At 71.2% G+C, this 19,639-nt stretch carries 18 protein-coding genes; 10 read left to right on the forward strand and 8 right to left on the reverse strand.

All coding sequences use genetic code 11. The features are described 5' to 3' along the window. Window positions 1–12 precede the first annotated feature (12 nt). A complete protein-coding gene (locus OH768_RS05685; RefSeq protein ID WP_406450666.1) occupies window positions 13–654 on the reverse strand; it encodes an alpha-ketoglutarate-dependent dioxygenase AlkB family protein in 642 nt (213 codons plus the stop codon). A 78-nt stretch (window positions 655–732) separates the two neighbouring features. Here OH768_RS05685 and OH768_RS05690 point away from each other — a divergent pair, with 78 nt between their 5' ends. Beyond that, entirely contained in the window at window positions 733–1,866 is a 1,134-nt protein-coding gene (locus OH768_RS05690; protein ID WP_406465149.1) for a methyltransferase, read from the forward strand. Here the strand turns inward: OH768_RS05690 and OH768_RS05695 are convergent. Both OH768_RS05695 and OH768_RS05700 read right to left on the reverse strand, forming a co-directional pair. After that, entirely contained in the window at window positions 1,856–2,725 is an 870-nt protein-coding gene (locus tag OH768_RS05695) for a ketose-bisphosphate aldolase (RefSeq protein WP_406450668.1), read from the reverse strand. The genes OH768_RS05690 and OH768_RS05695 overlap by 11 nt on opposite strands. Window positions 2,726–2,742: 17 nt before the next feature. Next, on the reverse strand, window positions 2,743–3,624 hold the full coding sequence (locus OH768_RS05700) for an SIS domain-containing protein (protein WP_406450670.1): 882 nt from the start codon (window positions 3,622–3,624) through the stop codon (window positions 2,743–2,745). 124 nt (window positions 3,625–3,748) lie between these two features. On the opposite strand from OH768_RS05700, the gene OH768_RS05705 reads away from it, so the two are divergent. Next, window positions 3,749–4,546, forward strand: coding sequence for a DeoR/GlpR family DNA-binding transcription regulator (locus OH768_RS05705; RefSeq protein WP_406450672.1), 798 nt, complete (start codon window positions 3,749–3,751; stop codon window positions 4,544–4,546). 75 nt (window positions 4,547–4,621) lie between these two features. Here the strand turns inward: OH768_RS05705 and OH768_RS05710 are convergent, their stop codons facing one another. Then, on the reverse strand, window positions 4,622–5,074 hold the full coding sequence (locus OH768_RS05710) for a phospholipase (protein WP_406450674.1): 453 nt from the start codon (window positions 5,072–5,074) through the stop codon (window positions 4,622–4,624). A gap of 243 nt (window positions 5,075–5,317) precedes the next feature. Between OH768_RS05710 and OH768_RS05715 the strand changes: the two genes are divergently transcribed. Together OH768_RS05715 and OH768_RS05720 are read left to right on the forward strand one after the other, a co-directional pair. Next, the gene (locus tag OH768_RS05715; RefSeq protein WP_406450676.1) at window positions 5,318–6,289 is read left to right on the forward strand and encodes an ATP-binding cassette domain-containing protein; all 972 of its coding nucleotides are present in this window, start codon (window positions 5,318–5,320) and stop codon (window positions 6,287–6,289) included. Next, window positions 6,286–7,077, forward strand: coding sequence for an ABC transporter permease (locus OH768_RS05720; RefSeq protein ID WP_406450678.1), 792 nt, complete (start codon window positions 6,286–6,288; stop codon window positions 7,075–7,077). Before OH768_RS05715 ends, OH768_RS05720 begins: the two co-directional genes overlap by 4 nt. On the opposite strand, the gene OH768_RS05725 is transcribed toward OH768_RS05720, so the two are convergent. From OH768_RS05725 to OH768_RS05735, 3 genes are all read right to left on the reverse strand, one after another. Next, a complete protein-coding gene (locus OH768_RS05725; protein WP_406450680.1) occupies window positions 7,058–10,180 on the reverse strand; it encodes an ATP-binding protein in 3,123 nt (1,040 codons plus the stop codon). The genes OH768_RS05720 and OH768_RS05725 overlap by 20 nt on opposite strands. An 89-nt stretch (window positions 10,181–10,269) precedes the next feature. Further along, a complete protein-coding gene (locus OH768_RS05730; RefSeq protein WP_406450682.1) occupies window positions 10,270–10,995 on the reverse strand; it encodes a TIGR03943 family putative permease subunit in 726 nt (241 codons plus the stop codon). Beyond that, window positions 10,992–12,035, reverse strand: a complete 1,044-nt coding sequence (locus OH768_RS05735; protein WP_406450684.1) for a permease — start codon at window positions 12,033–12,035, stop codon at window positions 10,992–10,994. The genes OH768_RS05730 and OH768_RS05735 overlap by 4 nt, the downstream gene beginning before the upstream one ends. A 49-nt stretch (window positions 12,036–12,084) precedes the next feature. Between OH768_RS05735 and OH768_RS05740 the strand changes: the two genes are divergently transcribed. Next, window positions 12,085–12,927 (forward strand): PhzF family phenazine biosynthesis protein, encoded by an 843-nt coding sequence (locus tag OH768_RS05740; RefSeq protein ID WP_406450686.1) that lies wholly within the window; start codon window positions 12,085–12,087, stop codon window positions 12,925–12,927. Here OH768_RS05740 and OH768_RS05745 read toward each other — a convergent pair. Further along, a complete protein-coding gene (locus OH768_RS05745) occupies window positions 12,924–13,604 on the reverse strand; it encodes a FadR/GntR family transcriptional regulator (protein WP_406450688.1) in 681 nt (226 codons plus the stop codon). The genes OH768_RS05740 and OH768_RS05745 overlap by 4 nt on opposite strands. Window positions 13,605–13,937: 333 nt before the next feature. Between OH768_RS05745 and OH768_RS05750 the strand changes: the two genes are divergently transcribed. The 5 genes from OH768_RS05750 to OH768_RS05770 are packed head-to-tail and all read left to right on the forward strand — an operon-like array spanning window position 13,938 to window position 19,628. Continuing rightward, window positions 13,938–14,834 (forward strand): proline iminopeptidase-family hydrolase, encoded by an 897-nt coding sequence (locus OH768_RS05750; protein WP_406450690.1) that lies wholly within the window; start codon window positions 13,938–13,940, stop codon window positions 14,832–14,834. A gap of 34 nt (window positions 14,835–14,868) precedes the next feature. Continuing rightward, the gene (locus OH768_RS05755) at window positions 14,869–16,590 is read left to right on the forward strand and encodes an ABC transporter substrate-binding protein (RefSeq protein WP_406450692.1); all 1,722 of its coding nucleotides are present in this window, start codon (window positions 14,869–14,871) and stop codon (window positions 16,588–16,590) included. After that, a complete protein-coding gene (locus OH768_RS05760; protein WP_406450694.1) occupies window positions 16,587–17,615 on the forward strand; it encodes an ABC transporter permease in 1,029 nt (342 codons plus the stop codon). Before OH768_RS05755 ends, OH768_RS05760 begins: the two co-directional genes overlap by 4 nt. 5 nt (window positions 17,616–17,620) lie before the next feature. Next, complete coding sequence (locus tag OH768_RS05765; protein WP_406450696.1) at window positions 17,621–18,589, forward strand: ABC transporter permease; 969 nt, start codon at window positions 17,621–17,623, stop codon at window positions 18,587–18,589. Next, window positions 18,582–19,628 (forward strand): ABC transporter ATP-binding protein, encoded by a 1,047-nt coding sequence (locus tag OH768_RS05770; protein ID WP_406450698.1) that lies wholly within the window; start codon window positions 18,582–18,584, stop codon window positions 19,626–19,628. The genes OH768_RS05765 and OH768_RS05770 overlap by 8 nt, the downstream gene beginning before the upstream one ends. Window positions 19,629–19,639 lie beyond the last annotated feature (11 nt).

Here is a 19,639-nt window from a genome sequence, read left to right on the forward strand (position 1 = left end):
AGCACCGCGCGATTAGAAGCCACTGACCCTCAACGTCACGTTCAGTCTCCCCCTCAGGCCCAACTCATCCGGCGCCGTGCCCTCGTACACCCTCGGCACCCCGTGATACGCCAGCCTCGACGGGCCACCGAACACGAACAGGTCCCCGCTCCTCAACTCCACGTCCGTGTAAGGCTTCGTGCGGGTCTCGGTGTTGCCGAGGCGGAAGACGCAGGTGTCGCCGAGGCTGAGGGAGACGACCGGTGCGTCGGATTTCTCGTCGCTGTCGCGGTGCATGCCCATGCGGGCGTCGCCGTCGTAGAAATTGATCAGGGCGATGTCGTACGACGCCGTCGGCGCCCCCAGTGTGTCGGCGACCGCGCGCCGCCCCAGTTCGTCGAGCCAGGGCGGGAACGGCTTCACGGGGGTGCCGTCGCCGTCGGTCGCCGTGCGGGAGTAGGCGTACGGGTACCAGTGCCAGCCCAGGCAGACCTGCCGGGCGGTCATCGTGCCGCCGCCCGGGGTGCGGACCGTGCGCAGGCCGGCGGGGGGCCGGGCCCACTCGCGGCAGGCCGTCAGGAGGTCGCGCTGGCGGGCCGGGTCGAGCCAGTCCGGCACGTGCACCGCGCCCGGCGCGATCTCCGTGCGAGCCCGGGGAAACAGCTCGGAATCCATGCGCTCCATCCTGCCCCGACCGGCCGTGAGCTGGTACTCGGTTAGCCTTGGCGCACGATGGACGACCATATCGACCGCATGACGACTCCGTGGGGCGACCGCGCCCTGGCCCGCTTCCCCGAGGACCCGCGCGACCGGCTGCGCGCCTGGGACGCCTCCGACGAGTACCTGCTGCGACATCTCGCGGCACAGGACACCCCGCTGTCCGGCACGGTCGTGATCGTGGGCGACCGCTGGGGCGCCCTGGCCACGGTGCTCGCGCAGCACGGTCCGGTGCAGATCACGGACTCGTTCCTCACCCAGGAGGCGACGAAGGCGAACCTCGCCCGCAACGAGGTCGCCCCGGATTCCGTACGGCTGCTCACCACCCAGGACCCGCCGCCCGAGCGCGTCGACGTGCTGCTGGTACGAGTGCCCAAGAGTCTCGCGCTGCTGGAGGACCAGTTGCTGCGGCTGGCGCCCGCGGTGCACGCCGGCACGGTGGTCGTGGGCACCGGCATGGTGAAGGAGATCCACACCTCGACGCTGAAGCTGTTCGAGCGGATCCTCGGCCCGACCCGGACCTCGCTGGCCGAGAAGAAGGCCCGGCTGATCCACTGCTCGCCCCGGTCGTCGGGGGCGCGTGCCGCCAACCCCTGGCCGCACAGCTACGCCCTGCCCGACGGCATCGGCACGGTGTCGGGGCGGACCGTGGTCAACCACGCGGGCGTGTTCTGCGCCGAGCGCCTCGACATCGGCACTCGCTTCTTCCTCCAGCACCTGCCCTCAAGTCGCGGTCCTCGCCGGGTCGTTGACCTGGGGTGCGGCAACGGTGTCGTCGGCACGGCGGTGTCGCTGGACGATCCGGAGGCCGAAGTCCTGTTCGTGGACGAGTCGTTCCAGGCGGTGGCGTCCGCGGAGGCCACGTACAAAGCCAACGGGGCGCCGGGGCATGCCGAGTTCAGGGTCGGGGACGGGCTGACCGGGGTCCCGGCCGAGAGTGTGGACCTCGTGCTGAACAATCCGCCGTTCCATTCGCACCAGGCGACGACCGACGCGACGGCGTGGCGGATGTTCTCCGACGCGCGGCGGGCGCTGCGGCAGGGCGGCGAGCTGTGGGTGGTCGGCAACCGGCATCTCGCCTATCACGTGAAGTTGAAGCGGTTGTTCGGCAACAGTCAACTCGTCGCCGGCGACCCGAAGTTCGTGGTGCTGAAGGCCGTCAAGCGGTAGCCGGGCCGGGTGCGGCGAGCACGCCGATGATGCGGGCCACCGCCCCGGCCATCGCCTCCCTCCCCGCGCTCAGGTACTTGCGGGAGTCGACTGCATCGGGATGCTCGGCGAGGAAGGCGCGGATCGCGCCGGTCATCGCGAGGTTGAGGGCCGTGCCCACGTTGACCTTGGTGATGCCGCCGGCGACGGCAGCGATCAGCTCGTCGTCGGGGACTCCCGAGGAGCCGTGCAGGACGAGGGGGACGTCCAGGGCGGCGCCGAGTCGCTTGAGGAGGTCGTGGTCGAGGGTGGCCGTACGGGTGGTCATGGCGTGGGAGCTGCCGATGGCGACGGCGAGGGCGTCGACGCCGGAGTCGGTGACGAAGGCGCGGGCCTGGGCGGGGTCGGTGCGGGCGCCTGGTGCGTGGGCGTCGAGCGGCGGCTCACCGTTCTTGCCGCCGACCTCTCCCAACTCGGCCTCGATCCAGAGTCCTTGGGCGTGTGCCCAGTCGGCGGCGGCGCGGGTCGCGGTGAGGTTGTCGGCGTAGGGCAGACGGGCCGCGTCGTACATGACGGAGCTGAATCCGGCGCCGGGTGCCTGTCGGAGCAGGTCGTCGCTCTGGACGTGGTCGAGGTGCAACGCGACGGGTACTGCGGCCCGTTCGGCGGCGGCGACGGCCGCGCGGGCGAGCGGGAGGAGGCGGCCGTAGCGGAACCTGACGGCGTTCTCGCTGACTTGGAGGACGACGGGCGTCTCGGCGGACTCGGCGCCGGCGACGACGGCCTCGATGTGTTCCAGCGTGATGATGTTGAAGGCGGCCACGGCGGAGCGGGACTCGGCGGCGCGGGTGACGAGTTCGCCGGTGGTGACGAGGGGCACGGCCTCTCCTGTTCCTTTCAGGGGGCGAGGATCACCGAGCGGGTGAGGTGGCGCGGGCGGTCGGGGTCGAGGTCGCGGTGTGCGGCGACGGCGACTGCGAGGCGCTGGGCGCGGACGAGTTCGGCGAGCGGGTCGAGGCCGCCCTCGATCCACAACCCGCCGGTGGCGCGCACCTGTTGGGCGAGTCCCTCGGGTGCCTCGCCGAGCATCCAGGTGGCGGTGCCGTGGGTGGTGATGCTGATCGGGCCGTGTCGGTACTCCATCGCCGGGTAGGCCTCGGTCCAGGACAGGGAGGCCTCGCGCATCTTCAGCCCGGCCTCGTTGGCGAGTCCGACGGTCCAGCCGCGGCCGAGGAAGGTGAACTGGGTGCAGGCGACGAGCTGTTGGGGCAGTTCGGCGGCGAGCGCGGTGCGGGCGTCGGCGACGGCGGTGTCGGTGTGCAGGCCCAGGTGGGCGCGGAGCAGGGTGACCGCGGTGGTCGCGAACCGGGTCTGCACGACGGAGCGTTCGTCGGCGAAGTCGAGCACGACGGTCTCGTCGGCGGCCGTCATGACGGGGGTGTGCGGGTCGGCGGTGATCGCGGTGGTGCGGGTGCCGCCCTTCAACTGCCCGAGGAGTTCCAGCACTTCGGTGGTGGTGCCGGAGCGGGTGAGGGCGAGGACCCGGTCGTACGGGCGGCCGTGCGGGAACTCGGAGGCGGCGAAGGCGTCGGTCTCGCCCTGGCCCGTCCCCTCGCGCAGTGCGGCGACGGCCTGGGCCATGAAGTACGAGGTGCCGCAGCCGACGATCGCGACCCGCTCCCCCGGCGCCGGCAGCACGTCCCGGTAGCCCGGCGCCTCCGACGCGGCGCGTATCCAGCACTCGGGCTGGCTCCTCAGCTCGTCCTCGACATAGGTCATGCCGTTCCCCTCCCCGGTGATGCTCGTTTCTGCAAGATATAGCGAACTTTCGAGCACAATCAAGCAATCGAGCGCGGGTGGTGTGCGCTAGGGTCGCCGGAGAATCGAGGAACGGAGAGTGCGGATGTCGCGCGACGCCCGCTGGAAGGCGCTGCTGGAGCTGCTCGTCGAGCGCGGGCGGCTCGACGTCGAGGAGGCGGCCGCCGACCTCGCGGTGTCGGCCGCCACGATCCGCCGCGACTTCGACCAGCTCGCCGAGCAGCAGATGCTGGTGCGCACCCGGGGCGGCGCCGTGGTGCACGGGGTGTCGTACGAACTGCCGTTGCGCTACAAGACCGCCCGGCACGCCTCCGAGAAGCAGCGCATCGCCAAGGCGGTCGCGGACCTCGTCGCGCCGGGCGAGGCGGTGGGCCTGACCGGCGGCACGACGACCACGGAGGTGGCCCGCGCCCTGGCCGTGCGCGGCGACCTCGGCTCCGGAGGCACCGGGGCCTCCGGATCGCCGGCGCTGACCATCGTGACGAACGCGCTCAACATCGCCAACGAGCTCGCCGTAAGGCCCCAGTTCAAGATCGTGCTGACCGGTGGGGTCGCGCGCCCGCAGTCGTACGAACTCGTCGGGCCGCTCGCGGACGGGGTGCTCTCGCAGATCACCGTCGATGTGGCGGTGCTCGGTGTGGTGGCCTTCGACGTGACGCACGGTGCGGCGGCCCACGACGAGGCGGAGGCCGCGATCAACCGGCTGCTGTGCGAGCGCGCCGAGCGTGTCGTCGTCGCGGCCGACTCCAGCAAGCTCGGGCAGCGGGCGTTCGCCCGGATCTGTTCGGCCGAGTCGGTGGACACGCTGGTGACGGACTCGGCGGTGGAGCGTGACATGGCAAGGCGGTTCGAGGAGGCGGGGGTTCGGGTCATCTCAGTGTGAACCCGCTTCGCCGGAGCCGGAGTTGCAGGACGCCGGATGTCGACGTCCCGCACTGACCGGCCAGTTGACGATGCGTCAGCCGAAGACCTTCACGGCCTGGTAGTACGTCCACGCCGTGCTGTTGCAGGCGGTCGCGGTGGCTCCGCCGTAGGCGGCGCAGACGCGTTTGAGGTCCTCGTAGAAGGCGCTGTCGAGCCGTGGCTTGTTGGCGTCGAAGGCGCCGGCGGCCTTGTAGTTGCGGTAGCCGAAGTCGTGGCGGGCGCAGGACGTGGCGAAGGGGAAGCCGAAGGGGTTGTCGGGCGAGTCGGAGCAGTAGTCGGTGGACCAGTCGAACTCGTAGGCGGACCAGGCGGTTTGGTTGGCGCGGGCGGCGGCCCAGAGGTGGTAGCTCGACGCGCCGGTCTGGGTCCAGCCGGCGAGGACCTGGGGCTTGTCGGCGGGTACGGCGGTGGCGGCTGTCGCGGTCGCCACGACGGCGACCAGGGCCAGAGTCGAGGCGGCGAGACCGGTGGCGAGTCTGCGGTGCATCCAACACCTCCATGAGACCGCGATCCGCCCGTCGGATCGCAGGTTCATGACAAGATGATTTCCGGACCGACCCCGTCTTCACACCGCATGTGCCCCAATGAACGGGTAACTCTCGGATGTGGCAGGAGATCGGGACATGAACCCTATGGGAGAGACCGGCCGGTGGGCCCGGGCGACCGGCTCCGGGGGCACTGAAACCGTCGTGAAACCGCGCTGAATGCGGCCTGCCGCACGCTCTGCGGCATGACTTCAACGACCTCGCACTCACTCGGCATCGCGGCCAAGGGGCTGCGCAAGGCCTACGGGGACAAGACGGTCCTCGACGGCATCGACCTGGCGGTACCGGCCGGCACGGTGTTCGCCCTGCTCGGCCCGAACGGCGCCGGCAAGACCACCGCCGTCAAGATCCTCTCCACCCTCATCGCCGCCGACGCCGGCGAACTGCGCGTCGGCGGCCACGACTTGGCCGTGGACCCGCAGGCCGTACGGGCTGCGATCGGCGTCACCGGGCAGTTCTCCGCCGTCGACGGGCTGATCACCGGCGAGGAGAACATGCTCCTCATGGCCGATCTGCACCACCTGCCGAGGAAGGAGGGACGCCGGGTGGCCGCCGAACTCCTCGCCCGCTTCGACCTCACCGAGGCCGCGAAGAAGCCCGCCTCCACCTACTCCGGCGGTATGAAGCGCCGCCTCGACATCGCCATGACGCTGGTCGGCAGCCCGCGGATCATCTTCCTCGACGAGCCGACCACCGGCCTCGACCCGCGCTCCCGGCACACCATGTGGGGCATCATCCGCGAGCTGGTCTCCGACGGCGTCACCGTCTTCCTCACCACCCAGTACCTGGACGAGGCCGACGAACTAGCCGACCGCATCGCGGTGTTGAACGACGGCAGGATCGCCGCCGAGGGCAGCGCCGAGGAACTCAAGCGGCTCGTCCCAGGCGGACACGTCCGGCTCCGCTTCACCGACCCGGCCGCCTACCAGTCCGCGGCCACCGCCCTGCGCGAGGTCACCCGCGACGACGAGGCGCTGTCACTTCAGATTCCCAGCGACGGCAGCCAGCGCGAACTGCGGGCCGTCCTCGACTGGTTGGACGCCTCCGGCATCGAGGCCGACGAGCTGACCGTGCACACCCCCGACCTCGACGACGTGTTCTTCGCCCTCACCGGCGACAGCAAGGTCCCCCACCAGGCCAAGGAGAACGCCCGATGAGCACCCTCGCCCTCGCCGTCCGCGACTCGTCCACGATGCTGCGCCGCAACCTGCTGCACGTACGGCGCTACCCGTCGATGACCCTGAACCTGCTGCTCACTCCGATCATGCTGCTGCTGCTCTTCGTCTACGTCTTCGGCGGCGTGATGAGCGCGGGCATCGGTGGCGGCGGCGCCGACCGCTCCGACTACATCGCCTATCTCGTCCCGGGCCTCCTGGTGATGACCATCGGCAGCACCGTGATCGGAGCCGCGATCTCCGTCTCCATGGACATGAACGAGGGGCTCATGGCCCGCTTCCGCACGATGGCGGTCTACCGCGGCTCCGTACTCATCGGGCACGTCGCCGGCAGTGTGCTGCAGGTGCTCGCCAGTCTGGTCCTCGTCGGTGCCGTCGCCGTGGCCATCGGCTTCCGGTCCACGGACGCCACGGTCCTGGAGTGGCTGGCGGCCTTCGGGCTGCTCACGCTGTTCGCCCTGGCGCTCACCTGGATCGCGGTCGGGATGGGCATGGCCAGCCCCAACCCCGAGGCGGCCAGCAACATGGCGACACCGCTGATCCTCCTCCCGCTCATCTCCAGCGCCTTCACTCCGGCCGACACGATGCCGGGCTGGTTCCAGCCGATCGCCGAGTACCAGCCCTTCACGCCGGCCATCGAGACCCTGCGCGGCCTGCTGCTGGGCACCGGGATCGGCAACAACGGGTGGATCGCGCTCGCCTGGTGCGTCGGGCTCACCGTGCTCGGCTACCGCTGGTCGACGGCACAGTTCAACCGCGACCCGAAGTAACCGACATGGCGGCGCGGGCCACCTCCCGCAGCTCGTCCCGCTCCAGGGCGGCGTACTCCGACACCGCGTCGGCGTACGCCGCCCGGTCGGCGTCCTGGGCCGCCCGCCGGGCGCGGTCCGCCGACATGGTGGGCTGGAAGTCGCGCAGCACCCGCAGCCGTTCTGCGAGCGCGATCATCCGTACGGCGGAGGCGTCGCCGGAGACGATCCCCGCCATGCCGAGGGCGTGCAACCCCGTCCCGAACACGGGGAGTTCCATGGGCGAGCGGGCCGGGCCTGCGAGCAGGGTGCGCAGCCGCTGCCGCAGCCGGTCGACCACGTCCGTGACGAGCCCGAGCCGGTCGGCGTGCGCGTGTGCCGTCACCGCCGCCGACTGGACCTGCAGCAGCCACCGGTCGAAGAAGGGATCGTCGCTCTGCGTCGAGCCGGCCTCGGGAATCGCCTCCACGTTGCGGCGCCACAGGCCGAGCCCGACCTCCGTCAGGCCGCGCGCCAGCGCGATCTCGGCACGGCCGCCGAAGTCGGGGCTGTAGACGTCGTCCTTGTGGGCGGGGTTGCGCTCCTCCGCCTGCCGCAGCCAGTACTCGGCCTCGTCGGGTTCGCCGCGCTGCAGACAGGCGAGGACGAGGCCCCAGCGGACGCCGATGGAGTCGTGCTCGTCACCGAGGCGCGGCAGCGCGGCGAGCGCCGCCCTGAGACTTCCGTACGCGGCCTCGCCCTGCTCCGTCTGCAGGCACAGCTCGCTCAGCCGGGCGTGCCCGAGGACCTGGAGGAAAGGGTGGTCGACCGGCGCCAGTGCCGCGATGCTGCGACGGGCGGAGGCGAGCGAGCGGTCGATGTCGTGCTCGTACTCCCACACATAGGTGGCGACGCACTCGGCGATGCCGGCGAGCAACGGCCGCTCGCTGTCGCAGAGTTCGCGCAGCACGTCGTAGTCCGGGGGCAGCATCTCGGGGACCGCGCCCAGCACGGCAGAGATGGCGCGCAGCAGGGTGTCCGGCGGTGCCGGGGGCAGCCGCCGGAGAGTGACGAGCTGGCGTACGACCTGCGGGCCGAAGCCCATGAACAGGCTCGCCGTGCACAACACCGCGGCGGCGCGGGCGACTTCGACGTACTCGGGCTCGGGATAGTAGTGCGACAACGGCGGCCCGGTGTCCGCGGCGAGCGCGGTGAGTCGGGGGTAGCTGGAACCGGTCGACCACAGGGCGGCGAGGACCGCGGTGAGCGCGGCGATGGTGGGACAGTCCGTACGGGCCAGGGCGTACCGCAGGGCCAGCACGAGGTTGTCCTGCTCGCCCCTGATCCGCTCCCAGGCGGCCCGCGGCTCCGAGCCGAAGAACCAGTCGTGGTACGCGACCCCGAAGTCCCGTGCCCAGAGCAGGAATTGGTCTACGGCCGCCTCGTCCTCACCCGCCTCGGTGCGCCGGGCCGCGCTGAACTCCCGTACGGTCTCCAGCATCCGGAACCGTACGCCTGCCGGGGTGTCGGCGACGGTGAGCAGGGACTGGTCGGCCAGTTGCTCCAGGAGGAACAGGGGGTCCTCACCGAGGACTTGTTCCGCCGCCTCGGCGAGGAAGCCGCCGGGGAAGACGGAGAGGGTGCGCAGTGCGGCCCGGGCGTCCTCCGCGAGGAGGTTCCAGCTCCACTCCACGACCGCGTGCAGCGTGCGGTGCCGCTCGGGTGCGTCCCGTGCGCCGCCGCGCAGCAGGGCGAACCGGTCGCCGAGGCGCCGGGCGATGTCCGGCACCGAGAGGACCCGCACCCGTGCCGCGGCCAGCTCCACGGCCAGCGGCAGCCCGTCGAGATGGCGGCACAGCTCGGTCACCGCCGCCGACGGCAGTTCGACGCCGGGCCGGGCGGCGCGCGCCCGCTGGGTGAACAGTTCGGCGGAGGTGCCGAGGCCCAGCTCCGGGAGCGCGTACACCGCCTCCGACGTCAGGCCCAGCGGGGCGCGGCTGGTGGCGAGGACCCGCAGGTCCTTCGAGGACGAGACGAGGGCCTGGACGAGGCCGGACGCGCCCCGGACGATCTGCTCACAGTTGTCGAGGACCAGCAGCGCGGGCCCGGTGCCGAGGACGCCGAGGATGCCGGCCACCGGATCGCCGGCGGCGGGCCCGCTCATGCCGCCCGCGCCGAGCGCGGAGGCCACCTCGGCGGCCACGTCCGCGTCGGCCGTGACACCGGCGAGCGGCACGAAGTACACGACGCGCTGTTCGGCCCGGCGGCTGACGGCGTGCGCGAGCCGGGTCTTGCCGAGACCGCCGGGGCCGACGACGGTGACGGCGCGGGAGCTGCGCAGCGACCGCTCGACCGCCGCGATGTCCTCGTCCCGGCCCAGCAGCGGGTTCGGTTCGTGCGGCACGCCGTGTCTGACCACCGGTGCCTCGCCGCGCAGCAACTCCTTGTGCACGGCCTTGAGTCCGGCGCCGGGGTCCGTGCCGAGGTCGTCGCGGAGTTCCCTGCGGTACGCCTCGTAGCGCATCAGCGCGGCGGACGGCCCCGCCGACGCGGCCTCACCGCGCAGCAGTTCGGCGAGCACCTCCTCGTCATGCGGATGTTCCGCGGCGGCCGCGGCGAGCGGGCCGGCCGCCTCCGCGTGCCGTCCAAGGCGGGCGAGGGCGAGTGCCCGCGCGCGGACGAGCCTGGCGTGGACGGGGGCGCGCTCGGCGCGCAGTGCGGCCAACGGGTCGGCGCTGTCGGGGTCCCCGTCGGGAGTGCCCTCCCACAGGGCGAGCCCGGCCTCGGCCGCGGCCAGCGCTCCCGTGTGGTCCCCGGCCCTGGACCGGTCCGCGCTGACCGTGGCGTGCAGCAGCAGGGCGGAGCTGTCGACCTGGTCCTCGGCGAGGGTGAGCCGGTAGCCGGTCGAGGTGCTGGCGATGACGTCGGCGCCCAGCTGCGCCCGGGCCCGGGACACCAGGACCTGGACCGCCTTGCCCGGCCGTTCCGGCAACTCGTCCGGCCACAGCCCCGCCACCAGCCGCTCGGTGCTGCAGCCCGTGCGCAGATCGCCGGCGAGCAGCGCGAGGAGGCCGCGGAGCCGGGGCGCGGTGACTTCCTGTCCGCGGTGGGCGACACGGGGCAGCAGGGTCAGATCGGTGGTCACCCGTGCAGGTTAACCAAGGCCGGGGCGTCGCGACTCCTGCCGTGGGCCGTCCGCCGCCCCAACGCCCCTGTCGGCAGCGGCAGTTCGCGTCAGCGGGTGGGTGTGAGGGGCAGGTCGTCAGTGAACGCGTTGACGGGTTGGGCGATGCGCCGGGTGCCGCGGACGTCGAGGGCCGCCGCCGCGGACTTCGTGCCGAGGGCCCCCCGGGTGTGCCAGGTTCCGGTGACGGCCAGCCAGGTGTTGGCGGGCGGGGCGGGGGTGCCGTACATCCGGATCTTTACCGTCTGGGCGTCCGCCGCGCAGCAGGTGAAGATGATGCGGGTCAGGTCCCAGCCGCCCTGTCCCGGTGTCACGAAGCCGGTCATCTCGACGGTACGGCCCTGGATGGCGCGTTCCTTGTCCTGCTGGACCCGGGTGGTGAAGTCCGTGAGGGTCATCGGGAGGGGTGAGGTCGCGGGCAGTGCGGCGAACCGCTTCTGCTGCTTGAGGGTCTCGCTGCCGACGTGCGCGGCCGTGTAGGCGCCGAGGGCGGGCGGGGCGTAGAGGAGGAGGCTGAGCGCGGGGAGGAAGAGGAGCCAGGCGATGCGGGGTGCGGTGGAGTGGTCGTGGCCGGGGGCGTGGTCCTCCTGCTCACCGGTGTCGTGGTCGAACGCCGCGTGGGCCAGGCCGAGGAGCAGCAGGAGGACGCCGGAGATGATCAGCAGCGGGCGCAGGCCCTCCTTGACATAGCGCAGGTAGAGGTCGGTGAAGAGGGCGGTGTGCAGCAGGCCCAGGCCGGTCAGGATCAGGAGCGGGATCTGTGCGGTGCGCTTCACAGCAGGGCGCCTCCGATCAGGACGCTGGCGGCCACGGCCACGACGGTGGTCGCGGTGGAGAAACGCACCGCGAACGCCCGGCCGAAGGTGCCGGCCTGGAGGGCGATCAGCTTGAGGTCCACCATGGGGCCGACCACCATGAAAGCCAGCCGGGCTGTGGGTGAGAAGCCGGTGAGTGAGGCCGCTACAAAAGCGTCGGCCTCGGAGCAGACCGCGAGGACGACGGCGAGCGCGGCCAGGAACAGCACGGACAGCCAGGGTGAGCCGGAGAAGGTGTCGAGGACGGAGCGCGGGACGGTCACGTTGAAGGTGGCGGCGGCCATGGCGCCCAGCACGAGGAAGCCTCCGGCGTGCAGGAAGTCGTGCTGGAAGCCGAGCCGGAACTCGGTGAAGCGGCTGTGTCCGTGCTGGTGCCCGGTGTGCCGGACGACCGGGCGCAGCCATTCCGCACGGCCGAGCCAGAGCCACAGCCAGCCCATGACGGCGGCGGTGGCGAGCGAGGCGAGGAGCCGGGCCAGCACCATGGCGGGGCTGCCGGGGAAGGCTACGGCGGTGGCGGTCAGCACGATCGGGTTGATCGCGGGCGCCGAGAGCAGGAACGCGAAGGCGGCGGCGGGGGTGACGCCCCGGCGGATCAGGCTGTTGGCGACCGGCACGGACGCGCATTCGCAGCCCGGCAGGACGGCTCCGGCGAGCCCGGCCACGGGGACGGCGAGCACGGCGCGCCTGGGCAGCACCTTGGTGAACAGGTCGGCCGGCACGAAGGCGTTGATCGCCCCGGACAGGGCGGTGCCGAGGAGGAGGAAGGGCAGCGCCTGCACGGTGATGGCCAGGCAGACGGTGCGCCAGGCGGCCACGGCGGGGCCGTTCAACCACGGTGTGCCCGACAGCAGGAGGGCACAGACCGCGAGGCCGAGGACGGTGACGACCGCCGTCGTGGGCGCGGGTCTGCGCGGGAGTCGGCGCCGTCGCTCGGGTGGGTGGACGGTGGCCGGGGCCACCGCCTCCGTCACATCAAGCAGCTCATCCGTTTTTGGCATATTTGCTCCGAATGTCTGATGTTGCGACAGAACATAGTACGGTTCTCCCGTGATCAGCCGACTGTCCGTCACGATCGTCCGCGCGTGTCTGCGCGAGGGCGCCGGCGGAAGCCCCACCGCGGTGCTGGACGAGGTGCCGTTGAGCGACGACGAGCGGCGTCGGGTGCCGGTCCGCGCGGGGACCTCGCACGCCGCCTTCGTCTCGGTGCGCGGGTCCGAGGTGTCGCTCCGCTTCTTCACCGCCGAGGGCGAACTGCCCGCGTGCGGCCACGGTACGGTCGCCGCCCTGGCGTACCTCGCGGCGCGCGCCCGGGGCGCGGGGTACCGGGGCACCCTGCATGCGGCGGGGCGTTCCTTCGCCGGCCGGGCGGTTCGGGAGGGGACACGGTTCCGTGCCGTCTTCGAGCCGGGTCCCGTCGAGCTGCGCGAGCCGACCCCGGGCGAGTGCGCGCGCGTCCTGCCCCCATTGGGCATCACTCCGGACACGCTCGTTCAAGGCGCCCGCGTGGCCTCGGTCGGGCGGGCGCGCCTGCTCGTCCCGGTCCCCTCGCGTGCCGAACTCGCCGCGCTGGCACCGGACTTCGAGGGGCTCCGCGCGGCCTGCGACCGGTTCGGGCTGCTCGGCTGCTACGTCTACTCGGTGCCGGAGCCCTCCGGTCGGATCGCGGCCCGCATGTTCGCGCCGTCGATCGGCGTCCCGGAGGACATCGCGAACGCCAACAGCACCGCGTGCCTCGCCGCCGACCTGGCCGAACGAGGCACCACCGAGATCGCCGTCGACATGGGCGACTCCCTGGGCAGCCCGGCCACGGTCACCGCGAGCGCGCGACCCGTACTGCGGCTGGGCGGCGTCGCGGAAGTCGCGGGTGCCGTGCGGGAGTTGAGCGTCTAGCGGGCCCGGACCCGTGCCAGCACGTCACGGATCAGGTCGGCGCTGATCGTGAAGTGGCCGCGGGCGACCTCCTCGGCGCGCTCGGGCTCGCCCGCCGCGATGGCCTCGTACAGGGCCTTGTGGTCCTCGCCTCCCTGGTGGAAGTGGGCCTGTTCCCCTCTGCCCCAGGGTTCGACGGGGAAGCCGAGGCTGATGCGGGCCAGCAGGTCCTGGCTGAGCATGACGATCTGGGGGTTGCCCGTGGCGGCGCGGACGGCCTGGTGGAAGGCGCTGTCCGCGGTGTGCGCGTCGCGTGGAGTCCTCGCGGAGAGGTAGGCGGACAGGGCGTCCCGCATCGGGTCGAGGTCCTTCGGGCTGCGGCGCCGGGCGGCCGTCGCGGCCACCATGCCCTCGACCAGACCGCGCAGGTCGAAGAGTTGCTCGAACTCCTCCCAGCGGGGCAGCAGGGTGTGCCGGACGGCGGCGGCCGTCGACTCGGTCCAGCTGTCGCGGACGTAGGTGCCGCCGTTGCGGCCGCGGCGGATCTCGACGACGCCGACGGCCTGGAGGCGGGCGACCGCCTCGCGCACGGTGGGGCGGCTGACCCGGAGCAGACCGGTGAGTTCGCGCTCGGCGGGCAGCCGTTCGCCCGGCAGGAAGTCGCCGACGGCGATCGCGGTGAGCAGCCGGTCGGACACCTCGTCGACCGCCGAGGCGACCCGGACCGGGCCCAGTGCCGAGGACGGGGAGCCGCCGAGGAGGACACGGTCGAGGACGCGCGAGAACTCGTCCCCGGCCTCGGATGCCTCAGGTACGGATGTCAGCTGTCCTCCCCCTTCAATGCCGCTGCTGTAAACGCGGGCGGGCCACGTGAACTCGCCGTTACGTCTTGCCCAGCCCCCGCTAAAAGGTCTTGTGCGCTGACCTTTTACCCAATCACTATCGCAGCCATCCGTCACATCCTTTTCGTTTCAGCCAGAGGCCAGGTCCGGAATCCGGCCTGGCGGACGGCCCGCCTGGGAGGCCCTCGCGTGGCGATTCCCGAACCGAATCACACCGGCACCGTCGACTTCAACGGCCGTTCCACCTGGTACCGGATCACCGGCACGCCCGGCAGGACACCCCTGGTCGTCCTGCACGGCGGACCCGGTGCCGGTCACAACTACACCCTCAGCATCGCGGGCATCGCCGAGCAGGGACGCCCCGTCGTGCACTACGACCAGCTCGGCACCGGGCTCTCCACCCATCTGCCCGACGAGGGCGCCGACTTCTGGACCGTCCGGCTCTTCCTCGACGAACTCGACAATCTCCTCAAGGAGTTGGGCATCGCCGACGCCTACCATCTCCTCGGCCAGTCCTGGGGCGGCATGCTCGCCGCCGAGCACGCCGTACGCCGGCCGGCCGGGCTGCGCGGGCTGGTCATCGCCAACTCCCCCGCGTCCATGGAGCTGTGGCTCGCGGCGGCGGCCGAACTGCGCGCCCAACTCCCGCCCGAGGTCCAGCGCACCCTGCTCGCCCACGAGGCGGCCGGGACCACCGACCACCCCGACTACCTCGCCGCCGAGCAGGTCTTCAACGAGCGCCATGTGTGCCGACTGACCCCCAACCCGCCCGAGGTACAGGCGACTTGGGAGAACATCGCGGCCGATCCGACCGTGTACCACACGATGAACGGGCCGAACGAGTTCCACGTCGTGGGAACACTGAAGAACTGGTCCGTGGTCGACCGGCTGCATCTGGTCGAGGCACCGACCCTGCTGGTGTCCGGACGGTACGACGAGGCGACTCCCGACACTCTGCGCCCTTTCGCCGACCACATCCCCGACGTGCGCTGGCACATGTTCGACCACTCCAGTCACATGCCGCACGTCGAGGAGGAAGAGCTCTACCTCCGGGTCGTGGGCACCTTCCTCGACTCCACCGACTGATCCATCAGCCGTATTTCCGACGGGAGTTCCCTGGATGTCCCGCACCACGAGACGGAGCGCGTTCGCCGCCGCCACCGTCGTCCTCGCCCTGACCACCGCCGCCTGTTCGTCCTCCGACGACAGCTCCTCCGGCCCTACCACGTCCTCGTCGGCGTCCGGCTCCTCCGTCTTCCAGCCGCAGCACAAGGGCGGCACCCTGAAGCTCGTCGCCCACGCCGCCGCCGGCAGCCTCGATCCGCAGGTCAACTACACCCTCCAGTACTGGCAGTTGTACCAGTCGATGTACGACGGACTGCTGTCGTTCAAGAAGGAGGGCGGACAGTCGTCGTTCACGGTCGTCCCGGACCTGGCCGCCGCGATGCCCAAGGTCACCAACGGCGGGAAGACATACACCTTCACGCTCCGCAAGGGCATCACCTTCTCCAACGGCAAGGCGCTGACCACCGATGACGTGGTGGCGTCCTTCCAGCGCATCTTCAAGGTCTCCAGCCCCACCGCGGGCACCTTCTACAACGGCATCGTCGGCGCCACCGCCTGTCTGAAGACGCCCGCGTCCTGCACCCTCAAGGGCGGCGTGACCGGTGACGCGACCGCGAACACGGTCACCATCAACCTCACCGCGCCGGACTCGGAGTTCCCGTACAAACTGGCCGTCCCGCACGCCAGCATCGTGCCGAAGGACTCGCCGACGAAGGACGCGGGCACGAAGCCGCTGCCGACGACCGGCCCGTACATGGCGGCCTCCTACGACCCCAACCGTGCGCTGAAGCTGGTGCGCAACCCGCACTTCAAGGAGTGGTCGCGGGAGGCCGAACCGCAGGGGTACCCGGACCAGATCGACTACACCTTCGGGCAGACCGTCGAGTCCGAGGTCACCGCCGTCGAGAACGGCCAGGCGGACTGGATGTACGACCCGCCGCCCGCCGACCGGCTCAACGAGATCGGCACCACGTACACGTCCCAGGCGCATGTGAACCCGCTGACCGCGTTCTGGTACGCGACGCTGAACGTCAACACGGCCCCGTTCAACAACAAATTGGCGCGCCAGGCCATCAACTGGGCCGTCGACCGGTCCGCCGTGGTGCGCCTCTACGGCGGCACCAACCTCGCCTCCCCCGCGTGCACGATCCTGCCGCCGGGCTTCCCCGGGCACGTCGACTCCTGCGACTACACGAAGGGCGGCGGGAAGACCTGGACGGCCGCGGACCTCGCCACGGCCAAGGCACTGGTGAAGCAGTCCGGTACGGCCGGGCAGGAGGTCGGCATCGTCACCCAGGACGACGACGTCAACAAGTCGATCGGGCAGTACCTGCAGAGCCTGCTCACCCAGCTCGGCTACAAGGCGACGCTCAAGCCGCTGTCGGCGAACATCCAGTTCACCTACATCCAGAACACCAAGAACAAGGTCCAACTCGCCCTGACGTCCTGGTACCAGGACTATCCGGCGGCCTCCGACTTCCTCAACGTGCTGTTCTCCTGCGCCGCGTTCCACCCGGGAAGCGACTCCAGCATCAACATCTCGGGCTTCTGCGACAAGGGCGTCGACGCCAAGATGCAGACCGCGCTGAAGACCGCCCAGACCGACCCGACGGCGACCAACACGCAGTGGGGCGCGATCGACCAGGCGATCATGCGGCAGTCCCCGGTCGTCCCGCTGATCAACCCGAAGATCATCGACTTCACGTCGAAGCGGCTGGGCAACTACCAGTTCAGCAAGCAGTTCTACATGCTCGTCGGCCAGACGTGGGTCAAGTGAGCACCGCCGCACCTGAGTTGGCCACCCCGGAGGCCCGGCGCCCGCCGGGCCCCTGGCGGACGGCCGGCGCCGACCTGTTGCGCAACAGGTCGGCGTTGGCCGCGGCCGTCGTCCTCCTCCTGGTCGTCCTGGCGACCCTGTGCGCGCCGCTGTACGCGGCCCACATCGCGCACACCGCCCCCTTCCAGTCCCACGTCTCGGGCTCCACGGTCGTCGACGGGAAGACCGTGCCGGTGCTCACCCCGAGCAGCACCGGCCTCGGCCTCGGCGTCACCCCGATCGGCCCGACCTGGGACCCCGCCCACTACTTCCTCGGCGCCGACAACCAGGGCCGCGACGTCATGGCCCGGCTGCTCTACGGCGGCCGGACGAGCCTGTTCATCGGGTTCACGGCGGCGCTCCTCACCTGCGCCCTGGGCACGGTCGTCGGAGTCGTCGCCGGGTACGCGGGCGGTGTCGTGGACGCCGTCATCTCCCGTGTCCTGGACGTGATTTGGGCGTTCCCGGTATACCTGCTGGCGATCTGCCTCTCGGTCGTGCTGCTCACCGACGGGCTGCATCTGGGCCCGCTGACCGTGGAGGCAGGGAGTCTCTGGCTGCCCGTCGCGATCATCGCGGCGATCTATGTGCCCTACATCGCGAGGCCGTTGCGCGGTCAGGTGCTGGTGCTGCGCAACAAGGAGTACATCCAGGCGGCCATCGGTTCCGGGGCGCCGACCGTGCGCATCCTGCGTCGCGAGGTGCTGCCGAACGTGCTGCCCACGGCGATCGTGTTCGTCCCGCTGATGACCGCGCTCGCCATGCTCACCGAGTCGGCGCTGTCCTTCCTGTCGGTCGGGGTCCAGCCGCCGGACGCCAGTTGGGGCACGATCATCGAGGACGGACTCGGGCTGCTCTACACCCGGCCCGCCGTGACGATCGCCCCCGGCCTGCTGATCGCGCTGACCACGGCGGCGCTCAACGTCCTCGGCGACGGCGTGCGGGACGCGCTCGACCCGGGCGCCCGGCTGCGCGGCGGGGTGTGACGCTGATGCTCCGATTCATCGTCAAACGCTTCGCGTCCGCCCTGCTGGTGATGTTCGCGATCAGCGTGCTGGTCTTCCTGATCTTCTTCGCCACACCGGGAGTCGACCCCGCCGCCCGTATCGCGGGCCGCAACGCCGACCCGGCGACGCTCGCCCAGGTCCGGCACTCCTTCGGCCTCGACCGCCCCATGCCGATCCGCTACCTGCTGATGATGCGGCACCTGCTGATCGACCGAGACCTGGAGTCCTTCGTCAACCGCGGCTCCCGCGTCATCCCGCAGATCGTGCAGGCCACCCCGGTGACCCTCTCGCTCGTCGTCGGCGCCGCGCTGATCTGGATGACCGCCGGCATCATCATGGGTACAGCAGCGGCGGCCCTGCGCGGCAGGGCGGCCGACCCGCTGATCATGCTCGTCGGCGTGGTCGGGGTCTCGCTGCCGGCCTACTGGCTCGGCGAGGTCGTCAACCTCATCACCCAGAAGCAGTTGCACAGTTCGGTGTTCTCCTGGGTGCCACCACCGGGATACGTCGGCATCGGCCACGACCCCGGCCAGTGGGCACTGCACCTCCTCTTCCCCTGGCTGACCCTCGCGCTGCTGTACGCCGGGATCTACGCCCGGCTGCTGCGTGGCGAGGTCGTCACCGCACTGAACGAGGACTACGTCCGCACCGCGCGCGCCAAGGGTCTCTCCGAACGGCGCATCCTGATCCGCCACGCCCTGCGCTGCTCACTCATCCCGATCGTGTCGCTGTTCGGCCTGGACTTCGGCGCGCTGGTCGGCGGCGCCGCACTGCTCACCGAGGTGGTCTTCGGCCTCCCCGGCATCGGCAAGCTCACCTTCGACGCCCTCCAGAACCTGGACCTGCCCGTGATCATGGGCACGGTCCTGTACGCGGCGTTCTTCGTGGTCCTCGCCAACGCCCTGGTGGACATCCTGTACGCCCGACTCGACCCGAGGGCCCGCCATGCCTGACCAACCCCTGCTGGACGTACGCGACTTGAGGGTGTCCTTCCGCACCCGCCAAGGCTCCGTCACCGTCGTCGACGGCCTGTCCTTCTCGGTGGCGCCCGGTGAAATCCTGGGCGTGGTGGGCGAGTCGGGCTCGGGCAAGAGCGTCTCGATGCTCGCCGTACTGCGACTGCTGACCAGTCCGAACGTCACCGTCGAGGGCGAAGTCCGCTTCCGTGGCCGGGACTTGCTCGGCCTCCCCGACAAGGAGATGCGGGCGGTACGGGGCCGGGAGATCGCCATGGTCTTCCAGGACCCGATGACCGCGCTCACCCCCGTGTACACCGTGGGCTGGCAGATCGCCGAGCAGATCCGGGCACACGAGAAGGTGTCCCGCAAGGAGGCACACGCGCGTGCCGTCCGGCTGCTCTCCGACGTCGGCATCCCCGACGCGGCCTCCCGCGCGAACGGCTACCCGCACGAGTTCTCCGGCGGCATGCGCCAGCGCGCGGTCATCGCGATGGCCCTCTCCTGCGGCCCCGCCCTGCTGATCGCCGACGAACCGACCACGGCCCTCGACGTGACGGTCCAGGCCCAAATACTCGACCTGATGCGGGAGTTGAACACGGAGGGCTCCGCAGTCGTCCTCATCACGCACGACATGGGCGTGATCTCGCAGATCGCCGACCGGGTCCTGGTCATGTACGGCGGCCGGGCGGCCGAGGAGGGCCCGCGCCGGGCGGTGTTCCACGGACCGCGGCACCCGTACACCTGGGGACTGCTCGACTCGGTGCCCCGCGTGGGCGGGCCCCGGCTGCGTCGGCTGCCCACCATCGCGGGAATGCCGGTGGCGCCGGGGAACCTGCCGGAGGGGTGCGCGTTCGCGCCCCGGTGCCGGTTGCGGCACGACCGGTGCGAGGAGCGACCGGCCCTGAGGGACTTCGGCGACAGCGCGCACCGCGACGCCTGCTGGCTCCCCGACGACGACCGCGCCTCGCTGCGCCTGTCCTCACGGACGGCGGCGACGGACGTACCGGACATGGAACGAGAGGCCACACCGTGACCGCGCAGACG

The sequence above is a fragment of the Streptomyces sp. NBC_01622 genome, from assembly GCF_045209635.1.
Classification (GTDB): Bacteria; Actinomycetota; Actinomycetes; order Streptomycetales; family Streptomycetaceae; genus Streptomyces.